General features: G+C 73.9%; 22 protein-coding genes. 8 read left to right on the forward strand and 14 right to left on the reverse strand.

The features are described 5' to 3' along the window. Positions 1-127 precede the first annotated feature (127 nt). Entirely contained in the window at positions 128-589 is a 462-nt protein-coding gene (locus IO39_RS24950; protein WP_043627824.1) for a winged helix-turn-helix transcriptional regulator, read from the reverse strand. Between the two features lie 123 nt (positions 590-712). On the opposite strand from IO39_RS24950, the gene IO39_RS24955 reads away from it, so the two are divergent. After that, positions 713-1,675 (forward strand): NADP-dependent oxidoreductase, encoded by a 963-nt coding sequence (locus tag IO39_RS24955; protein WP_052423344.1) that lies wholly within the window; start codon positions 713-715, stop codon positions 1,673-1,675. Here the strand turns inward: IO39_RS24955 and IO39_RS54755 are convergent. The 7 genes from IO39_RS54755 to IO39_RS24985 form a co-directional block, all read right to left on the reverse strand. After that, entirely contained in the window at positions 1,657-1,875 is a 219-nt protein-coding gene (locus tag IO39_RS54755; protein ID WP_157548864.1) for a hypothetical protein, read from the reverse strand. The genes IO39_RS24955 and IO39_RS54755 overlap by 19 nt on opposite strands. Positions 1,876-2,040: 165 nt before the next feature. Next, positions 2,041-2,910 carry an ABC transporter ATP-binding protein gene (locus IO39_RS24960; protein ID WP_043627826.1) on the reverse strand — a complete coding sequence of 290 codons (870 nt, stop codon included), beginning with the start codon at positions 2,908-2,910 and terminating at the stop codon, positions 2,041-2,043. Position 2,911: 1 nt separating this feature from the next. Continuing rightward, entirely contained in the window at positions 2,912-3,694 is a 783-nt protein-coding gene (locus tag IO39_RS24965; RefSeq protein ID WP_043627828.1) for an ABC transporter permease, read from the reverse strand. Further along, entirely contained in the window at positions 3,691-4,380 is a 690-nt protein-coding gene (locus IO39_RS24970) for a hypothetical protein (protein WP_157548866.1), read from the reverse strand. The genes IO39_RS24965 and IO39_RS24970 overlap by 4 nt, the downstream gene beginning before the upstream one ends. Continuing rightward, positions 4,377-5,126 (reverse strand): hypothetical protein, encoded by a 750-nt coding sequence (locus tag IO39_RS24975; protein WP_043627831.1) that lies wholly within the window; start codon positions 5,124-5,126, stop codon positions 4,377-4,379. The genes IO39_RS24970 and IO39_RS24975 overlap by 4 nt, the downstream gene beginning before the upstream one ends. Then, entirely contained in the window at positions 5,116-5,643 is a 528-nt protein-coding gene (locus tag IO39_RS24980; protein WP_043627832.1) for an RNA polymerase sigma factor, read from the reverse strand. Before IO39_RS24980 ends, IO39_RS24975 begins: the two co-directional genes overlap by 11 nt. Positions 5,644-5,900: 257 nt before the next feature. Beyond that, positions 5,901-6,890: an L-threonylcarbamoyladenylate synthase gene (locus IO39_RS24985; RefSeq protein ID WP_043627834.1), complete on the reverse strand. Its 990-nt coding sequence runs from the start codon at positions 6,888-6,890 to the stop codon at positions 5,901-5,903. Between the two features lie 332 nt (positions 6,891-7,222). Between IO39_RS24985 and IO39_RS24990 the strand changes: the two genes are divergently transcribed. Next, positions 7,223-7,861: a TetR/AcrR family transcriptional regulator gene (locus IO39_RS24990; RefSeq protein ID WP_043627836.1), complete on the forward strand. Its 639-nt coding sequence runs from the start codon at positions 7,223-7,225 to the stop codon at positions 7,859-7,861. 73 nt (positions 7,862-7,934) lie between these two features. Here the strand turns inward: IO39_RS24990 and IO39_RS24995 are convergent, their stop codons facing one another. Further along, positions 7,935-8,810, reverse strand: a complete 876-nt coding sequence (locus IO39_RS24995) for an HpcH/HpaI aldolase/citrate lyase family protein (RefSeq protein WP_211267159.1) — start codon at positions 8,808-8,810, stop codon at positions 7,935-7,937. Next, positions 8,807-9,982, reverse strand: coding sequence for a CaiB/BaiF CoA transferase family protein (locus tag IO39_RS25000; protein WP_043627838.1), 1,176 nt, complete (start codon positions 9,980-9,982; stop codon positions 8,807-8,809). The genes IO39_RS24995 and IO39_RS25000 overlap by 4 nt, the downstream gene beginning before the upstream one ends. A 68-nt stretch (positions 9,983-10,050) precedes the next feature. Here IO39_RS25000 and IO39_RS25005 point away from each other — a divergent pair, with 68 nt between their 5' ends. Further along, positions 10,051-10,704, forward strand: coding sequence for a GntR family transcriptional regulator (locus tag IO39_RS25005; protein ID WP_043627840.1), 654 nt, complete (start codon positions 10,051-10,053; stop codon positions 10,702-10,704). 33 nt (positions 10,705-10,737) lie between these two features. On the opposite strand, the gene IO39_RS25010 is transcribed toward IO39_RS25005, so the two are convergent. After that, complete coding sequence (locus IO39_RS25010) at positions 10,738-11,574, reverse strand: Scr1 family TA system antitoxin-like transcriptional regulator (RefSeq protein WP_084773451.1); 837 nt, start codon at positions 11,572-11,574, stop codon at positions 10,738-10,740. A 136-nt stretch (positions 11,575-11,710) separates the two neighbouring features. On the opposite strand from IO39_RS25010, the gene IO39_RS25015 reads away from it, so the two are divergent. Next, complete coding sequence (locus tag IO39_RS25015; protein WP_157548868.1) at positions 11,711-12,436, forward strand: hypothetical protein; 726 nt, start codon at positions 11,711-11,713, stop codon at positions 12,434-12,436. 119 nt (positions 12,437-12,555) lie between these two features. After that, positions 12,556-13,293 (forward strand): HAD family hydrolase, encoded by a 738-nt coding sequence (locus tag IO39_RS25020; RefSeq protein ID WP_052423345.1) that lies wholly within the window; start codon positions 12,556-12,558, stop codon positions 13,291-13,293. A gap of 37 nt (positions 13,294-13,330) precedes the next feature. On the opposite strand, the gene IO39_RS25025 is transcribed toward IO39_RS25020, so the two are convergent. After that, entirely contained in the window at positions 13,331-14,056 is a 726-nt protein-coding gene (locus IO39_RS25025; RefSeq protein WP_084773453.1) for a nucleotidyltransferase domain-containing protein, read from the reverse strand. An 88-nt stretch (positions 14,057-14,144) separates the two neighbouring features. On the opposite strand from IO39_RS25025, the gene IO39_RS25030 reads away from it, so the two are divergent. Beyond that, on the forward strand, positions 14,145-14,885 hold the full coding sequence (locus tag IO39_RS25030; RefSeq protein WP_043627848.1) for a GntR family transcriptional regulator: 741 nt from the start codon (positions 14,145-14,147) through the stop codon (positions 14,883-14,885). A 27-nt stretch (positions 14,886-14,912) separates the two neighbouring features. Here IO39_RS25030 and IO39_RS25035 read toward each other — a convergent pair whose 3' ends face one another. Together IO39_RS25035 and IO39_RS25040 are read right to left on the reverse strand one after the other, a co-directional pair. After that, positions 14,913-15,902 (reverse strand): aldo/keto reductase, encoded by a 990-nt coding sequence (locus IO39_RS25035; RefSeq protein ID WP_043627850.1) that lies wholly within the window; start codon positions 15,900-15,902, stop codon positions 14,913-14,915. A 31-nt stretch (positions 15,903-15,933) separates the two neighbouring features. Further along, positions 15,934-16,389, reverse strand: coding sequence for a P-loop NTPase family protein (locus IO39_RS25040; protein ID WP_245642205.1), 456 nt, complete (start codon positions 16,387-16,389; stop codon positions 15,934-15,936). Between the two features lie 190 nt (positions 16,390-16,579). Here IO39_RS25040 and IO39_RS25045 point away from each other — a divergent pair, with 190 nt between their 5' ends. Both IO39_RS25045 and IO39_RS25050 read left to right on the forward strand, forming a co-directional pair. Continuing rightward, positions 16,580-17,362, forward strand: a complete 783-nt coding sequence (locus IO39_RS25045; RefSeq protein ID WP_084773455.1) for a cation efflux transmembrane domain-containing protein — start codon at positions 16,580-16,582, stop codon at positions 17,360-17,362. Between the two features lie 234 nt (positions 17,363-17,596). Further along, on the forward strand, positions 17,597-19,504 hold the full coding sequence (locus tag IO39_RS25050) for a glycoside hydrolase family 127 protein (protein ID WP_043627855.1): 1,908 nt from the start codon (positions 17,597-17,599) through the stop codon (positions 19,502-19,504). The last annotated feature ends 10 nt before the right edge of the window (positions 19,505-19,514 follow it).

Below are 19,514 nucleotides of genomic sequence, written 5' to 3' on the forward strand. Positions count from 1 at the left end.
CCCGCACGGGCCGGCCCCGCGGCGCCGGCGATCACCACGACCCACCACGACCCACCACGACCCACCACGGCACCCTGAGCCGCCCACCCCGGTCTCGACGTCACCTTCCCGCGGCTCGCGTGGGCGGTCAGGCGGTGCGGGTGTCGTACTCCTCGCGGTTGGCGAGCACCTCGCTCATGTGCGTCTCGGCCCACTCCTTGACGCTGCGCATCAGGGAGTGGAGCGAGAGGCCGAGCTCCGTCAGCTCGTACGTGACCGTGACCGGCACCGTCGGCGTCACGGTACGGGTGACCAGGCCGTCGCGCTCCAGGGTGCGCAGCGTCTGGGTGAGCATCTTCTGGCTCACCCCGGCCAGCCGGCGGGCCAGCTCGGAGTAGCGCATCGCCCGGGGCCCGGCGGCGCCCTCCTGCCCGCAGGCGCCCTCCTGCCCGGAGGGGTGCGGACCGTCGCTGCCCAGGGCGGCCAGGATCAGCGCGACCCACTTGTCGGAGATGCGGGCGAGCAGCTGGCGGCTGGGGCAGCCCGCCAGGAACGCGTCGTAATCCGCCCGCGCCTGTGCCCGCTGCTGGGCCGCCGTCATCGTCGGCATCGACGCTCCTTCCTACCGAGGGGTGACCTACGCACTTCGGAGTGCCTGCTTCCCATGGGGGAGTTACAGATCCCACAGTGGTGCATGGCAACCGCCGAGCACAAGCGACTGGGAGCGAACCCCGTGAACACCGCCACATCCCGTACCACCTCATCCCGTACCGCCACATCCGGTACCGCCACCTTCCGCACGGCCGTCGTCCGCACCCCGGGCGGGCCCGACGCGATCGAGATCATCGACGTTCCCGTCACCGAGCCGGGGCCCGGCCAGGTCCGGGTCCGGGTCGCCGCCGCGCCGGTCAACCCGGTCGACCTGGGGGTCGCGGGCGGCTTCTTCCACGCCGCCGGGCTGATCGACCAGCCCGCGCACACCGGCCTGGGCTGGGAGTTCGCCGGCACCGTCGTCGCCGCCGGTCCCGGCGCCGGCCTGGCCCCCGGCACCCGGGTCGCCGGCCTGGTGGACGGCTTCGACCGCGACTTCGGCACCTACGCCGAGCAGCTCGTCGTGCCGGTCACCGCGCTGGCCGCCGTCCCCGACGGGCTGGACCTGGTCACCGCGTCGACGGTGCCGCTCAACGGGCTCACCGCCGCCCAGATCCTCGACCTGCTCGGCGACGCGCCGGCGGGTGCGAACCGGCTGCTGGTGACCGGCGCGGCCGGCGCGGTCGGGGGCTACCTCGCCGCGCTCGCGCCCGAGCGCGGCTGGCAGGTGACCGGTCTGGCCAGGGCCGAGGACGAGGAGTTCGTACGCGGCCTCGGCGCCGGCTTCACCACGCGCGCCGAGCCGGGCTGGGACGCGGTCGCCGACACCGCGACGCTGCAGGAGCCGGCCCTGGCCCTGGTCCGCGACGGCGGCGCGTTCGTCGGCGTCCGGCCGAACGCGGTGCCGGCCGCCGAGCGGGGGATCACCGTGGCCGTCGTGATGGTCCACCCCGACAGCTCCCGGTTGAGCGGCCTGCTCGCCCGCGCCGCGTCCGGCGGCCTGCCGGCCCGGGTGCACGCGGCCCTGCCGCTGGACCGGGCCGCCGACGCCCACCGGGCCCTGGCCAAGGGCGGCGTCCGGGGTCGCTACGTCCTCCGACCCTGACCACGACGACGGCCTGTTCCCTCGTCGAAGCGCCTGCCCGATGTGCGGCCGGTGAAATGCAGCAGCATGAGGTTGTCGCCGACCCCGCCTCTGCCGCGCCGGATCAGGGCCTTGACGATCGGGTTCACCAGCCGCATGAGAGCACCGGGCGGGTGACTCCTCGTCACCGCCGCCTTCCCTGCATCGGTCACGAACGGCATGATAGCGATCTTTCGCACCAGGATGGCGACAGATGTCCGGGCAGCCTCCGGGGGGAGACCCGACCGGGGCCTCCCGCGCCGGGCTCGATGGCGCGGCCTGCTCTGCCACTGGCGGGTGGCCTCATGGAGCAGGCCGATCAGCTCATCCTGAGGATCTCGGCGCGCTCACGGAGCCCGGCCGTCCATGAGCGCCAGGTAGCCGTCCTCCAGGGTGGGCTCGACCGGCCGGGCGTAGGGGTCCGGCGGCGCGGCCGACACCACCCGGTACCGCATCCCCGCCCCCTCCGGCAGCGCCGACACCACTCGTCCCGCCGCCGGCGCCGGCCCGGAGGTCGTCACCGTCCACACCTGGCGGTGCGCCTGTGACACCAGCTCGCTCACCGTGCCCTGGAACGCCAGCCGCCCGTGGCCCAGCACGGCCAGTGACCGGCACGTCTGCGCCACGTCATCGACGATGTGCGTGCTCAGCAGCACCGTACGGTCCCCGGCCAGCTGCGACAGCAGGGTGCGGAACCGGATGCGCTCCTCAGGGTCCAGCCCCGTCGTCGGCTCGTCCACGATCAGCAGCCGCGGGTCGGCGAGCAGCGCCTGCGCGATCCCGACCCGCCGTAGCATGCCGCCGGAGAAGCCCTTCAGCCTGCGATCGGCCACGTCCGACAGCGCCACCACCTCCAGCAGCTCGGCGATCCTGCGCCGCCGCGCCGATCGGGAGTGCAGCCCTTTGAGCAGCGCGATGTAGTCCAGGAACCGGCGGGCGCTCAGATCCGGATACACCCCCAGGTCCTGCGGGAGGTAGCCGAGCGTTCGCCGCACCGCCAGCCGGCCTTCCGCCGTGGCCAGGTCGTGGCCGCCGATGACGACGCGGCCGGAGGTCGGCTTCAGCAGCCCGGCCAGGATCCGCATGAACGTGGTCTTGCCCGCGCCGTTGGCGCCCAGCAGCCCGTACATGCCGGTCGGCACCACCAGGCTCAGGCCGTCCAGGGCGCGGGCGCCACCCTTGTAGGTCTTGGTCAGGTCGGAGACGTCGATACGCATGTCAGGACTCGCTTCGGGAGGCATGGAGCCGGACCAGGGACAGGACGGCCGCGGCGAGCGCGATCATCACGCCGATCCACAGCCAGGCGGTGGCGGGGGTGTAGCCGGGGCGCAGGAAATCGAGCACGGCCGAGGCTCGCCCGTATCCGGGCGGGATCGGTGTCAGCAGGCCGTACCTGACGTACTCGCCGGTCGCTGAGAAGACCGTGTGGGACAGGGTCGGCATCAGGCTCGCCGGGATGACGTTCCCCCAGAACCAGTACGCCACGAACAGCACGCGGAACACCATCGGCGGCAGCAGCAGCGGCCCCGCGAACGCCAGCGCGCCGACGAACACCAGTCCCGGCAGGATCGAGGCCAGGAACGTCACCGCCGCCCAGCCGAGTGCCGACGGCTGCCCCTCGACGAACACGTACAGCAGCGCCCGCCCGAAGTACGCGATCGCCAGGGGCACGGCCGTGGCCGCGCACACGCCCGCGTACTTCCCGATCAGCCTGGCCGTCCGGCCCGACGGGGTGGCGTCCAGGATCCCGTCCACGCGCAGCACCCGCTCCCGTGGCAGCCGGTCGGCCAGCATGCAGCCGTACACGATGGGCAGCAAGGTGACGACGATCTGGGCCGCGACGCCCATCGCCTCCTTGGGCGCCGAGACCTCGTACACGCCCAGGTCCAGCGACCAGTAGTCCAGCACGGTGACCATCACGGCCACGACCAGGCCGTACACGATCCACAGCGATGGACGGCGGAGCTGCATCGCGAACTCGTAACGCAGGCTGGCGATCATTCGGGCTCTCCTCGCAGCACGCGCTCGGCGTTCCCGAGCAGCAGCCAGCCGGCGACGGCCAGCAGGACGGCGGTGGACATCAGGAACAGGCGGTTGACCGGCCAGCCGTCGCTCCCCCAGGACGTGGTCGCGAACAGGTGCAGGAGCCGGTATGCCGGATTGTCCGCCAGCGCGCCGCCGACGATCTGCTCCCCGGTCCACACGAACGCCACCAGCGAGGCGGCCGCCGCGGTGCTGCGCAGCGCCGCGGCCGCGAAGAAGCCGAGGGCCGCCAGCCACAGCGCGGGCGCCAGCCACACCAGTTGCCCGGCCGCGCCGCCGTACGCGAACGTCCACCAGCCGCTCGCCATCAGCGCGGCGCAGACCGCCACCGCGCACGCGCCCGTGCAGCCCAGCGCCACGGCCAGGCGGCGCAACAGCGCGGGGCGGTAACCGCGCGGAATGGCCAGCCGCAGCTCGGCCACCGGATCGCGGCCGGGCAGCGTGGCCGCGACCATCCCCGACAGCAGCGGCACGCCCATCTCCAGCGCGCCCATCAGCATCCAGCGGGTGTTCTCCTCACGCGAGCCGAGCCGGGTGCCGAAAGCGGCGAGAAGCAGAATGAGAGCGGCCAGCACGGGAGGCCCCAGCAAGGCGGGCAACCCCGCCCGCCGGGCCTCGTGCCGCCAGAGATCGACAGGTTTCATGCTGAGTGAGTAGCGGCGGCCCGCCGCATGGGTTCAATCCGGCCCGCGAGTGCGACGGCCGCCCCCGCCAGCACCACGGCCAGCGCGAACGTCCACGGCCCGCTCTGCCAGAGCACCCGATAGCCATCGGGAACCGGCACAGCGGTCAGCTGCGCCAGCGCCGGCACGCACCACGCCGCCAGCGCCACGCCCACCGCCCCGTCCGGACGCCACCACACCGACAGCAGCAAGGCCACCGCCGCGAGCAGCGCCATCGGGCCCAGCCAGGCCATGACCAGCCCCGTCACCGCCCCAGGCGACCCGTCCACCACCGCCAGCGCCCCGGAGACCAGCAACGCCAGCGCCAGGTCGTACCCGAACACCAGCGTCACCCGCGCGAGCAGCACCACCCTCGGCGACGTCGGCGTGGCGGCCACCACCTCGGACGCGTGATCCCGTTCCGGCCCGTAGAGCCCCGCCACACCCATGCCGGCCACCAGCGGCACGCTCAGCCCGAGCGCGACCTCCGGCACGGCCGCCCGCATCGCGGCGAATCCCGCGCAGACCGCCACGACCAGGAACGACGCCGCCCACACCCCGGAGTGCAACAGCCGCGCCTCCATCACCAGCAGCTGCCACGCCCGTCGCGGCGCCGGCACGGCGTGCGCCCGGACATCACCGAGCCCGCCTTCCAGCGCCGAAGCGGCCAGCACCGCCGGAATCAGCCGCTCCGCCGGCGGCGCGCCGCGCTCTGCCTCACTGTCCATGCAGGCTCTCCCTGAGTCTCGTCCGGGCCAGGTGCAGCCGGCTCTTCACCGTGCCGACGGGGATCCCCAGCACCTCGGCGATGTCCTGATGCGCCAGATCCACCACGAAATGAAGCACGGCCACGTCCCGTTGTGCCGGCGGCAGCCGCGCCAGCAGCGCCTCCAGCGAGTCGCCGCCGACCGCCAGCTCCTCCGGCCCCGGCAGCGGGTCGGCCCGCTCGTACGGCTCCGCGGCCTGCGGGGGCGCCGCCGTCCGCAACCGGTTGTGCGCCTGCCTGCGCGCCACCCCGAACAGCCACGTGCTCACGCTCGACCGGCGCTGGAACGTGCCCGCCGATCGCCACACGGCCAGCATGGTGTCCTGCAGGATCTCCTCGGCGGTTCCTCTGTCCCCGGCCAGCCGCAGCAGGAAGGCGAACAGCGGCTCACCGTAGCGCTCGTACAGCTCGGTCAGCGCGGCGGTGTCGCCATCGGCCACCCTGGACAGGACGCGCGCGTCCGCATCAGTCCTCTTCATCGGCGGGTGAGTAGCATCGCCGGCCCTTTCAGGTTCACCCCGGGCGGCATCCTCCGGCGTGGTGAGCAGGCGGGGCAGCGGCCGGACGGTGCCGCACTGCCCCAGGATCAGCCGACGGCGCCGCCCGTCGGGCGTACGCGGCCGCGTACGGCGATGTCACCCTCGGCGATCGGGTCATTCTCCGGCCGGCGCAGCACTCCGGCCGCTGACCAGCGGGTGCGCTCGACGGCCCGGATGACGACCGGTGCCGGCGCCGATCACGCGGCGGGCCGAGGCCCTGCGGCGCGGCGCAGCCGGTTGGCGATCGCGGCGCCCAGCCCCTGCTCCGCGGGCAGGGACGCGATGATGAGGTCGCAGCCGCGCTGGTCGAGCTCGCGCAGGAACCCGTACAGCCCGCGCGCGTAGGCGGGGATCGACGCGGGGACCGTCACCACGGCGTGCGCCTTCACCTCGGCCCCGGCGAGGGCGGAGGGCAGCAGCACGCCCACCTGGCGCCCCGACTCCTGCGCGAGCTCCGCTTCGGCGATCACCTCGCCGGGCTCGACGAGGACGACTCGGGCCCGCGGCGCGTAGTGCGAGGGATGCTGGCCCGGCACCCGTATGTGGCTCGTCACGGGGACCGCGAGCGGGCGTCCCAGCGCCGCTTCGAGGTCTTCGCGCGTCACCCCGCCGGGCCGCAGCACGCTCAGGGTGTCGCTCGTGGCGTCGACGATGGTCGACTCGACGCCGACCTGGCAGGGCCCGCCGTCCAGCACGAGGTCGACGGCGTCCCCGAGCTCGGCGTGGACATGGCCGGCCGTGGTGGGGCTGACCGAGCCGAAGCGGTTGGCGGACGGGGCCGCGATGCCGCCGCCGAAGGCCGCCAGCAGCGCCAGCGCGACAGGATGGGCGGGTACGCGCACGGCCACCGTGTCCAGGCCGCCGGTCGTCTCCAGAGGCACCCGGCGGCCGCGCCGCAGCACCAGCGTCAGCGGCCCCGGCCAGAAGCGCTCGGCCAGCGAGCGGGCCGTCGCCGGCACGTCCTCGGCCCAGCCGTCCAGCCGGCCGGCGTCGCCGAGGTGCACGATCAGGGGGTGGGACGGCGGGCGGCCCTTGACCTGGAAGACGCGCGTGACGGCGGCGCCGTCCGCGGCGTCGGCGCCCAGACCGTAGACGGTCTCGGTCGGGAAGGCCACCAGGCCCCCGCCGCGCAACACCGCCGCCGCCCTGTCGATGGCCGCCTCGTCGATGTCACCGGATCCTGCCATCACCTTGAAACCCTTCCACTGTTCTCTGACTCGTCACGTTCTGCACACCGGCGACGAACCGGCGCCTGCCCTGCGCCGAGGAGCAGAGCAGCGCCTGCCCCGTCACCGCTCCTACGGGGCCCGCCGCCGCTCATGCAGGGAGCGGCGCTGCGCCGGGGGCTCGGTCATGGCCGCAGGCTACCGGGCCGGCTCACACGAGAACGCATGCGGGGAGTAAAGCAGAAGGGGCGGGCAGGGTGCTTGCGCCTGGTCATCGACGCGGGACTCGACGTCCTGCCGGCGAATGGCCCAATATCGTAGAACGGAACCATACGTTCCCATAGACTGGGGGGATGACCAGCGCACCCATGAGCGGCCGTAAGGCGCAGGCCGCGCGTAACGACGAGTTGATCCTCCAGGCGGCGCGGGCCGTCTTCACCGCCGACCCCGGCGCCCCCATCGCGGCCGTGGCCGAGCGGGCGGGCGTCGGGATCAGCGCGCTCTATCGCCGCTACCCCAGCAAGGAGGCCCTGCTGCAGAAGTTGTGCGGCGACGGGCTGCGGCTCTACATCGAGGTCAGCGAGCGGGCGCTGGCCGACGACGGAGATCCGTGGGAGGCGTTCGCGGGCTACCTGCGCGGCATCGTGGACGCCGACTCCAGCTCGCTGACGATCAAGCTGGCCGGCACGTTCACCCCGTCGGAGGAGCTCTTCCCGCTGTCCGGCAGGGCCTCCGAGCTGGCCGTCGAGGTGCATCGGCGGGCGGTGGCGGCGGGCGTGCTGCGGCCCGACGTGACGGTGGCCGACATCGCGCTGCTGTTCGAGCAGATCGCCTCGATCAAGCTGGGCGGCGAGGAGCGGGTGTGGGAGCTGCGCCATCGCTATCTGGCGCTGGCGATGGACGCGCTGCGCGTCCCGCCGGCCCACCGCGAGCTGCCGGGCCCCGCGCCGCGGGACGAGGAACTGGCCGCGCGCTGGGTCCCGCGCACCTGACCCGCCACCGCGCCCGTCCCCGGGTAAGCGGCCACGTCAGCGGCCACGTCACGGCCACGTCGGCGGCCACGTCTCAGCCCGGCGGGTGGCCGGCGAGGCGTTCGGCCAGGGCGACGGTGCGGCGGGCGCGGGCGACGATGGGGGCGTCCACGAAGCGGCCGTCGGGCAGCGCGACCGCGCCGACGCCGGCCCGTTCGGCCTCCTCCGCCGCGGCGACGATCTCGGCGGCCCTGGCCGTCTCCTCCTCGGTGGGCCGGAACGCCCGCCTGATCACGGGGATCTGGCGGGGGTGGATGGCGGTCCTGCCGAACAGCCCGAGCGCGCGGCCCGCCCGGCAGGAGGCCAGCAGCCCGGCCTCGTCCTTGACGTCGGGATAGACGGACATGGGCACCGGGGCGAGCCCGGCCGCGGCGGCGGCGAGCACGACCTGCAGCCGCAGGTGGTTCATGGCCTGCTCGTCGGTGACGGCCAGTTCGGCGGCGAGGTCCTGCTCGCCCAGCGCGACGCCGGCCACGCCGGGGTGCGCGGCGATCTCGCGGGCGGCGACGATCCCGGCCGCCGACTCCAGCAGCGCGTACGCCGGGACGCCGCCCGCCAGGCCGGCCACCGCGTCCAGCAGCGCCGCCGACTCGACCTTCGGCAGCCGTACGGCGTCGGCCAGCTCGCCGACGGCGGCCAGGTCGTCGCGTCCGCGCCCGCCGGCCGGGTCGTTGACCCGCACGTGCAGCTCGACGCCGGGCCGGCCGGGGCGCTCGCGCAGGTAGTCGGCCGCGTTGCGCCGGGCGGCGTCCTTCCTGGCGGGCGCGACCGCGTCCTCCAGGTCGATGATGACCACGTCGGCGCCCGAGGCCACCGCCTTGTCGAACCGCTCGGGGCGGTCCCCGGGCACGTACAGCCAGGTCACGGGAAGCCGGGTCACGGGAAGCCGGGTCACGGGAGGGCGGGTCATGCGATCACCCCGTCCTCGCGCAGCGCGGCGATGCGTTCGGCGGAGTAGTCCAGCTCGCCGAGCACCTCATCGGTGTCACGCCCGAGCGGCCGGCCCGGCCAGCGGATCTCGCCGGGCGTGTCCGACATCCGGAACATGACGTTCTGCATGCTGAGCGTGCCGAACTCCTCGTCGGGCACCTCGACGAACGTGTTCAGCGCCGCGTACTGCGGGTCCTTCGCCAGGTCGGTGACGTCGTAGATGGGCGCCACGGCGGCCTGCACCTCCTCGAACCTGGCGATGACCTCCTCGGCGTCCCGCTCGGCGATCCAGGAGGCGACGGCCTCGTCCAGCTCGTCCACGTGCTGCACCCGGCCGTGCCCGGTGGCGAACCACGGCTGCTCGACCAGGTCGGGCCGCCCGACGAGGGTGACCACCCGCTCGGCGATGGGCTGGGCGCTGGTGGAGATCGCCAGCCAGCGGCCGTCTCGGGTGCGGTAGGTGTTGCGCGGCGCGTTGCTGCTGGAGCGGTTGCCGGTGCGCCGGGGCACGAGCCCGAGCGCCTTGTACGCGCTCATCTGCGGCCCGAGCAGCCCCAGGATCGGCTCGATGATCGCCATGTCGATGACCTGGCCGCGGCCGGTGCGCTCGCGGGCGTGCAGGGCGACCATGACGGCGTACGACATGGCCAGGCCCGCGATGCCGTCGGCCAGGGCCAGCGGCGGCAGCGTGGGCGGCCCGTCGGGCTCGCCGGTCATGGCGGCGAAGCCGCTCATGGCCTCGGCCAGCGTGCCGAACCCCGGCCGCTTGGCCATCGGCCCGAACTGCCCGAAGCCGGTCATCCGCGCCACGATCAGGCGTGGGTTGAGCTTCAGGAGGTCCTGCGGGTCCAGGTTCCAGCGTTCCAGGGTGCCGGGGCGGAAGTTCTCGATCAGCACGTCGGACCGCTCGGCCAGGCGGCGCAGGATCTCCTGCCCCTCCTGCCTGGACAGGTCCACGGCCGCGGCGCGCTTGTTGCGCGACAGCGTCTTCCACCACAGGCCGGCGGCACCGTGCCCGCGCGAGGGGTCGCCCCGGCGGGGGTGCTCGATCTTGATCACGTCGGCGCCGAAGTCGCCGAGCATCATGGCGGCGGAGGGACCGGCGAACAGCGTCGCCGCGTCGATGACCCGCAGGTCGTCGAGGCTCGTCATGGATATGTAACTTATAAGAAATATGTCATAGGTCAAGGGTGCGACCCTGGTGAGAGACACTTGACGACATGTCACCCAGCGAGCCGCGGCCGCCCATGAGCAAGGCCGACTACGTCTACAGCGTGCTCCTCGACGACATCCGCTCGGCGCGGATCCCCGGGGGCACCGCGCTGCGGGCCGGGGAGGTGGCCAAGCGGCTGGGCGTCTCCGTCACGCCGGTGCGCGAGGCGCTGCGCAGGCTGGAGAAGGACCGGCTGATCAGCTACGAGGCGCACCACGGCGCGACCGTGGTGGACCTGGGGGACGAGGCGCTGGCCGAGTACTACGGGCTGCGCTCGGTCGTCGAGGGCCTGGGCGCGCGGCTGGCGGCGGCGCGGATCACCGGGGCGGAGCTGGCCGGGCTGCGCGAGCTGCACGACGCGATGGCCGCGGACTTCGCGCAGGGCCGGCACGACCGGCTGGGCGAGCAGAGCCGGCTCTTCCACCTGCGCATCGTCGACATCGGCGGCCCCGCCTTCCTGGGCGGGCACGCCCGGTCGGTGCGCAACAGCTTCCCGGTGCCCGCCGGGGCGTCGTTGTGGCTGGACGCGGCGCAGGTCAGGGCGCAGCTGGAGGCCCACGAGGGCATCCTGGCGGCGCTGGAGGCCGGCGACGGGGAGACGGCCGAGCGCATCATGATCGACCACGTCCGCCGCGCCGGCGAGTACCGCCAGCGCCAGTGACCCTCGCGACGGAGAGCGGGTCCGGGCCGGGCGTCACCCGTGGAGGGTGGCGCGCATGCCGTCCAGCACCTCCGGGGTGGCGTCCACGGGCAGCGCCGACAGCGACAACCGGGCGAACGCCTGCTGGTGCTCCTCCACCCGCCGCCGGTCCTCGATCACGACCGGCGCGTGCAGCAGGTGCAGCACCAGCACGTCGGGGCGCTCCCGCCCGGAGAAGCGCAGCAACGTGAACGGCGGCCCCTGGTAGAGGTAGCCGGTCTCGGCGACGGGGCGGGCGACCTGCACGGCGATGTGCGGCTGCCGGGCGGCCTTGGCGAGCGCGTCGAGCTGGGCGATCCGGTCCTCGGGGCGGCTCAGCGGCGGGTCGAGCAGCGCCGGCCGGTCGAGCACGGCCCACAGGCGCGGCCCCCGGTGCCGGTCGAGCACCTCCTGCCGGACCGCGACCAGCCCGGCCGCGTCGGCGGCCCGCTCGTACGTGGCGCCGACCGGCAGCGCGGCCAGCGTGGCCGACAGGGCGTAGGCCGGGGTCTGCAGCAGCGGCGGGATCTGCTGCGGGCAGTACGTGTAGATGATCTCCGCCTGGTCCTCCAGCTCCAGGAAGCCGGACAGGCCCAGCGGCACCCCCGGGGCGTCGTACCAGCCCGGCACCCGCTCCTCGCGCAGCAGCGACAGCAGGCGCGGCGTGTGCTCGCCCTGCCCGTAGAGCTCCAGGAGCGTGCGCACGGTCGCCTCGCGCGGCGCCACGAGGCCGTGCTCGATCCGGAAGATCGTCGAGGTGTTGAGCCCGGCGGCCTGCGCCGCGGACTTCATCGACAGCCCCGACCCGGTCCGCAGCGCGGAGAGCCGGGCCGCCACAACGCTTAACTGCATACGTCTGTCACAACCATCGATGACAAATATCAGCGTTTGGACCTGGTCTATTGCAACCGAGTGACGGGTGATGCACGATGGCCACTCTAATGGTCTGACACGTCATGCATATGCCAATCGGAAAGGCAGAACCACTGTGGCGGACGCGTGGACACTCCACCCCGACTACCGGACTCCCCCGGCCCCCACAGACCCAGGCGCCACCCCCGGTCCCTGGCGGCACCCCGACGGCGGCCAGATCATGAACGGCGCCTACGAGCGCCCCCTCCCCAGGAACAGGGTCGAGGTCGTGACCGTCTGGTACGGCCACGCGCTCAGCCACTGGCGCGGCCCGCGCATGCCCCGGTTCAGCAGCCCGATGGTGTCGGCCTGGAACCCGGTGCTCGCCCAGGGCCTGGCCGTCGACCCGCAGGCGCCGTCGCCGTACCAGGACGAGTTGTGGTGCGACCGCTGGATCGCCGAGGCCCTGCTGTACGGGCGCAAGCCGTACGGCGCCTTCACCCTGCCGGCCGACGAGGCGATGCGCTGGTTCGCCAAGAGCGGCGGCACGAACCTCGTCTACCAGGCGCGGGCGGACGGCGGGCTGGTGCGGGTCGTGGCGGGCACCTTCGAGCGCTACGCCCAGCTCTTCGACCTCGACGCGCTCATCGCCGACTACCGGGAGGCGCTGCCGCGCGCCCTGGCCGAGCGGGAGGCGGCGGCGCTGGACGCGCACCGGTCCCGCTCCCCCGCGCTGCACTACGTGCTGACCGAGAACGCCGAGACGCTGTTCGCGCAGGCCGCCCTGTCGGTGCGCGGCCTGACGCTCGGCTACCCTCCGAGGGAGACGGCCGCCCGCATCCTCGCGGAAGCCGCGAAGTGACCCATCCCGTCCCCGTGGACGACGAAGGAAGGCGTGCGGCGCCGATCGTGTCCCGTGGACCGCGAAGGAGGACGTGACGTGCCGATCCCCGTCCACGGGAGAGCGAAGGAAGGCCTGACGTGACCGAGCCGGCGCTGCCCGGGATCAAGGGCATCCTGTTCGACCTCGACGGCACCCTGTTCGACCACCGCCGCGCCGCCGACGCGGGCATCACGGCGTGGCTGGAGGACCGCTGGCCCGGCCATCCGCGCCTGGGTGAGGCGGCCGGGCTGTGGGCCGCGCTGGAGGTGCCGTACCTGGCGATGTGGCAGGCGGGCCGGTGCTCGGTGCAGGAGCAGCGGCGCCTGCGCCTGGCCGCGCTCTGTGAGGAGCTGTCCGTGCCGGTGCCCGGCGACCTCGACGCCGCCTTCGCCGACTTCACCGTCCGCTACCGGCGTCACTGGGCCGCCTTCCCCGACACGGCGCGGACGGTGGCGGGGCTGGGCGGGTTCGCGCTCGGGGTGCTGACGAACGGCGCGCAGCGGATGCAGGAGGACAAGGTCCGCGCGATCGGGCTGGCCGGGCTGGTCGGCCCGGTGCTGACGGGCGAGGTGCTGGACGGGCACTTCAAGCCCTCCCCCGCCGCCTACACCGGGGCCGCCGCCGCGCTCGGGCTGTCGCCGCAGGAGGTGCTGCTGGTGGGCGACGACGTGGACAAGGACGTGACGGGCCCGGCGGTGACCGGGATGCGCTCGGTCTGGCTCGACCGGCTGGGGACCGAACGGGCGCCCGCCGGCTTCCCCCGCATCACCTCGCTGACGGAGCTGGCCCCGCTCCTGCACGGGCCGCCCGACGCCCTCGCCCGCCCGGCCGGCTGACCCGCCCGCACCGCCGACGGGGCCCCGCGGGTCTCCGCTACGAGGCCGGGCGGCGAAGGGCTTCGGCCACCAGGTCGAGGTAGGCGCGGGTGGCGGCGACGCCGGCGGGCGTCCCGGCGCCGGCCAGCTCGCCGAGGAGCCGGCGCAGGCCGGCGAGGTGCTCCTCCCAGGAGGCGTCCGGCGCGCAGGCGCCGCCGAGGAACTCGATCGTCGGGACCGTGCCGGGTGAGCGCCGGGCGACGTGCTTGCCCGCGACCGGGACGAGCGCCAGCCGCATCGCCCGCCGCACGTCGTCACCCTTGCGCGTGGCCGGTTCGCGCTCGCCCGCGTCGAGGTGTTCGGAGAAGGTGAGGGGGAGCCGGCCGATGCCCCGCCGGTCGAAGACGACGGCGCCGTCGCGGGGCCAGCCCGCCCGGGAGGCCGGGTGGACGTGCCAGTCGGCCCACAGGGGAAGCCCGGCCACCAGGTACTGCCCGCTGACCGCCCTGGTGCCGCGGGGGCCGTTGTGCCGGGCATCGACGGCGAACGCCGGCCGGCCGGGAAGCCGTTGCGCCGTCGCGTAGTCGTCGAGGTGCGCGTCGTCCACGACGACGAGCAGGTCGACGTCGCTCCAGTCGTCGGCGGTGCCGGCGCCGAGGGAGCCGACCAGCGCGGCGCCGGCCACGCGCGGGTCGTCCCGGAGGGCGGCGGTCACGGCGCCGAGCCAGCGGGCCCGGACCTCGGCGAGGGCCGGCATCGGCGGCCCGCTCTTCCTGGCGCTCATCGGGCCGATGATAGTGCGCGATCGCCGGGACGGCTCGCCCAGATGACCGGTTTGTCAGGACATTCTGACGTCGGTTACGCTGGTCCGCATGACCGCGAATCTGGCCATCGACCTGGATCGATCCAGTCCCGTGCCGCTCTATTTCCAGGTGGCCGAGCAGATCGCCGAGGCCATCCGCCGCGGTGACCTCGCGCCGGGCTCACGGCTGGACAACGAGATCCTCCTGGCCGACAAGCTCGGCCTGTCGCGGCCCACGATCCGGCAGGCCATCCAGTACCTCGTGGACAAGGGCCTGCTGGTGCGCAAGCGCGGCGTCGGCACCCAGGTGGTGCACGGCCAGGTCAAGCGCTCGGTCGAGCTGACCAGCCTCTACGACGACCTGCGGCGGGCGGGGCAGGAGCCGGCCACGCAGGTGCTGGCGCTGGAGTCGCGGCCGGTGGAGGAGGGCGTCGCCGCCGTCCTGGGCGTGGAGCCCGGCTCCCCGGTCCTCTACCTGGAGCGGGTGCGCTTCGCGGCCGGCGAGCCGCTGGCGGTGCTGCACAACTGGCTGCCGCCGGGCCTGGCCCCGCTCACGCCCGCCGACCTGGAGGGGCGCGGCCTGTACGAGCTGCTGCGCGGCGCGGGCGTGCGCATGCGGGTGGCCAACCAGCGCATCGGCGCCCGGGCGGCGACCCAGGCCGAGGCCAGGCTGCTGGAGGAGCGCCGCGGGGCGCCGCTGCTGACGATGATCCGCACCACTTACGACGACCAGGGGCGGGCCGTCGAGCACGGCTCCCACATCTACCGGGCCTCCCACTACTCCCTGGAGGTCACCCTCATCGAGCGCTGACCCGCTCCCGCGCGCCCCCGGGAGTCGTCAGCGTTCGCTGTCGAGGGTGGCCATCATGGCCTCCGGGTAGCGGGAGCCGGCGGCGGCGTCCGGCGGGACGGCGGTCTCGATGGCGGTCAGGTCCTGCTCCGTGAGCGTCAGGTCGAGCGCGCCCAGCGCCTCGGTGAGACGGTCGCGGCGGCGGGCGCCGACCAGCGGCACGATGTCCTGGCCCCGCGAGAGCACCCACGCGATGGCGAGCTGGGCGACCGTGACCCCCTTGGCCTCGGCCAGCGTCCGCAGCGCGGCCACCAGGGCGAGGTTGTGGGTGAGGTTGTCGCCGGAGAAGCGCGGGCCGGCCGCGCGGAAGTCGCCCGCGGCCAGCTCGCGGTCCTTGGTCCAGTGGCCGCTCAGCAGCCCTCTCGCCAGCACGCCGTACGCGGTCACGCCGATGCCCAGCTCCCGGCAGGCGGGCAGGATCTCCCGCTCGATGCCCCGGGTCAGCAGCCCGTACTCGAGCTGAACGTCGGAGATCGGGTGCACGGCGGCGGCGCGCCGGATCGTCTCGGGCCCGGCCTCGGAGAGCCCGATGTGGCGGACGCGGCCCTTCTCCGCCTCCTCGGCGATGGCCCCGACGGTCTCCTCGATGGGCACCGCGGGGTCCACCCGGGACAGGCGGTAGACGTCCACGTGGTCGGTGCCCAGCCGGCGCAGCGTGTAGGCCAGCGAGGTCTTCACGGCGGCGGGCCGGCCGTCGGTGCCGAGCCAGTTGCCGTCGGGGTCGCGCAGCGCGCCGAACTTCACGCTGATCCGCACGGCCTCGCGGGGCCGTCCGCGCAGCGCCTCGGCGATGAGCAGCTCGTTGTGGCCCATCCCGTAGAAGTCGCCGGTGTCGAGCAGGGTGACGCCGGCGTCGAGCGCGGCGTGGACGGTGGCGATCGACTCGGCCCTGTCCGCCGGGCCGTACAGATCGGACATGCCCATGCAGCCGAGCCCGAGGTCGGACACGGCGGGGCCGCCGGTTCCCAGAGTTCTCATGGGACCAGTATGGCCATTGGGCTGACAGATTTCAAATTTTGTCAGTCAGTAGCCGCAGCGCCCGGTCGAAGTCGTCGCGGGAGGCGACGCGGACGAACGTCAGGCGCGCGTTCGCCGGGTCGGCGGCGGCCCGGCGGAAGCGCTCGCTGTCGGACGCGTGCCGCGTCCAGGCCCAGTAGAGGATCGACTCGTCCTTGTTGAACAGGAAGCGGAAGGACTCCTTGTTGCCGTTCCACAGCTCGGCGCCGGTGACCATGCGCCGCAGGGTCCGCACCGCCAGGCGGCGCATCACCGTACGCCGGGGCAGGTCGAACCAGACCACGGCGTCGGCGCGCGACCACACCAGGTCGAGCGCGGCGGAGTAGTTGCCGTCCACCACCCACCCGTCGGCGGCGGTGAACCGTTCGACCTCGGCCCGGAACTCCGCCTCCGGCCGGGGTGTCCAGTTCTGCATGTGGAAGATCGAGTCGAGTTCGAGCCAGGGCACGCCCAGACGTTCGGCCAGCCCCCTGGCCAGCGTCGACTTACCGGAACCCGAACAGCCAACCACAGATATACGTCGCACCGCGCAAATCTAGCGACCCCGGCCCCGCTCCCGAGCCACCCCCACGAGATCACAGAAACCGGGCAACACTCTGCTCTGTCATGACATGCCGATATCGGACTATCATCGCCATATGGCGATTGATAGTGAGACCGGCCCCCGCGCTGGCGCCGGCGCCGGCGGGCCCGCCCGCGTCCCCCCGGCGGCCGCACCCGACCTGCCCGGCCCCGCCCCGGCCCGGCGCGCGGCGCTGCGGCGGCGCATCCGGCTGCTGGTCGCGGCCACCATCACCTACAACGTGATCGAAGCAGCGGTCGCCATCACCGCCGGCGCCGTCGCCTCCTCCGCCGCGCTGATCGGCTTCGGCCTGGACTCCCTCGTCGAGGTGGCCTCCGCCGCCGCGGTCGCCTGGCAGTTCTCCGCCGCCGACCACGAGCGCCGGGAGAGGACCGCGCTGCGGATCATCGCGCTCTCGTTCTTCGCGCTGGCCGCCTACGTCACCTTCGACGCCGTCCGCGCCCTGCTCGGCGCCGGCGAGGCCGGGCACTCCACCCCCGGCCTGATCCTGGCCGCCCTCAGCCTGGTCGTCATGCCGTTCCTGTCGGCCGCCCAGCGCCGCGCCGGCCGCGAGCTCGGCTCCGCCAGCGCGGTCGCCGACTCCCGGCAGACGCTGCTGTGCACCTACCTGTCCGGCGTGCTGCTCGTGGGCCTGGCGCTCAACAGCCTGTTCGGCTGGTCCTGGGCCGACCCGATCGCCGCCCTGGTCATCGCCGCCGTCGCGGTCAAGGAAGGCCTCGACGCCTGGCGCGGGGACGCCTGCTGCCCGCCTCCGCTGGCCCCGCGCGCCGCCGCCGCCGGTGACGCCCCGGCGGCGGACGAGACGGACTGCGCCGGGGGCTGCTGCAAGGAAGCGTGACGCCCCCCGGAAGGGGGCGGGCGTCGCCGCGTTCGCCCCGCGTTCTCCGCAGGTTCCGCGGGTTCGGCAGACCCGGGAGGCGGGGGTCCGGAGGGCGCGGGGCGGGTTTCCCGGGTCGGAAGGTGGAGATTCCGGGCTGGTTACGTTCTCTTTTCGACCCCTCCGTAACTCTTGGCAACTCACCTCCCGGACACCTAAGGTTCAGTGCAATGCCACACATTACTGGGAAGGCTCATGACGTCTAAGCAGGTCAAGCCGCTGTCCGGTGCCATCCGCACGGCCGCCGGCGCCGTACGGCCGCTGCCGGGGGTACGCATCACGGGTGGTCTGCTCCACCACTGGCAGACCCGCAACGGCACGGCCACGATCCCGCACACCATCGAGCGGCTCCGCGAGGCGGGCAACGTCGCCAACCTGAGCCGCCTGCTGGAGGAGGACCCGGCGCCGTACCGCGGCCGCTACCCCTTCCTGGACACCGACCTCTACAAGACCCTGGAGGGGCTGGCCTACGAGCTGGGCGACGGCCGCGGCGGAGAGGCGGTGCGGGAGTTCTACGAGGAGGTCGTCGGCCTCCTGGAGCGGGTCCAGGCCGAGGACGGCTACCTCAACTCCTACTACCAGGACCCGGCCGCCCCCAAGAAGCCGTGGGAGGACCCGGCCTGGGGGCACGAGCTGTACAACCTGGGCCACCTCATCCAGGCCGCCGTCGCCGCGGCGCGCAGGATGGGCGACGACCGGCTGCTGCGCGTGGCGCGGCGCTTCGCCGACCTGGTGGTGGCGCGGTTCGCGGACGGGGGCCTGGACGGGCACCCCGAGGTGGAGATGGCGCTGGTCGAGCTGTTCAGGGAGACGGGCGAGCGGGCCTATCTCGACCTGGCGGGCGCGTTCGTGGACCGGCGCGGCGCGGGGCAGCTCAAGCACAGCATCTTCCCCGGCGACTACTTCCAGGACCACCTGCCCTTCCGCGAGCTGCCGTCGGTGACGGGGCACGCGGTGCGGATGGCGTACCTGGCGGCGGGGGCGGCCGACGTCTTCCTGGAGACCGGCGACCGGTCGCTGTTCGAGGCGCTGGAGCGGCTCTGGGACGACATGGCGGCGAGCAAGCTCTACGTCACCGGCGGGCTGGGCAGCCGCCACTCCGACGAGGCCATCGGCGACCGCTACGAGCTGCCGTCCGAGCGCGCCTACAGCGAGACCTGCGCGGCGATCGCCGTGATGCAGTGGGGCTGGCGGATGTTCCTGGCCACCGGGGGCGCGAAGTACCTCGACGTGTTCGAGCGCGTGCTCTACAACGCCTACGCGGTGGGCCTGTCGGCGGACGGGCGGGCGTTCTTCTACGACAACCCGCTGCAGCGCCGCCCCGACCACGAGCAGCGCAGCGGCGCGGAGTCGGGCGGGGAGCCGCTGCGCCGCGCCTGGTTCGGCTGCCCGTGCTGCCCGCCGAACATCGTGCGGTGGATGGCTCAGCTCGCCGACTACGTGGCGGCCGAGCAGGATGACGCGCTGCTGGTCGCCTGCTACGCCGACGCCCGCATCGAGTCCGCCGGGCTGGAGGTGGAGATGCGGACCGCCTACCCGTGGGACGGCGAGGTGCGGCTCACGGTGGAGCGGGCGCGGCGGGCCCCGTACCGGCTGATGCTGCGCGTGCCCGGCTGGGCGCGCGGCGCGGCGCTCACCGTCAACGGCGAGCCCCGCCAGGCCGCGCCGGTGGACGGCTGGCTGGCCGTCGAGCGCCACTGGCAGGCCGGCGACGAGGTACGGCTCACGCTGCCGATGCCGGTCCGGGCGCACGGCTCGCACCCCTACCTGGACGCCACCAGGGGCGCGGTCAGCCTGGCCCGCGGCCCGCTGGTCTACTGCGTGGAGCAGCAGGACAGCCCGGACGCGGCCGTGGACGACCTGGTCGTCGGCGTGCCCGAGATCGCGGCCGCCCGCCTCGGGCGGCAGGACGGCGCCGTCACGCTCACCGTGACCGCCACCGCCGCTCCCCCGCCCTCCCCCGAGCTCTACCCCGAACTGCCGGCGGAGCCGGCCCCCCATCCGGAGACGCGGGTCACGGCGACCTTCGTCCCCTACTTCCTCTGGGGCAACCGCCGCCCCGAAGCCATGCGGGTCTGGATCAGGACCCCAGCGACAAACTGAAAGAAGGCGA

The organism is Nonomuraea candida (assembly GCF_000725485.1).
Classification (GTDB): domain Bacteria; phylum Actinomycetota; class Actinomycetes; order Streptosporangiales; family Streptosporangiaceae; genus Nonomuraea; species Nonomuraea candida.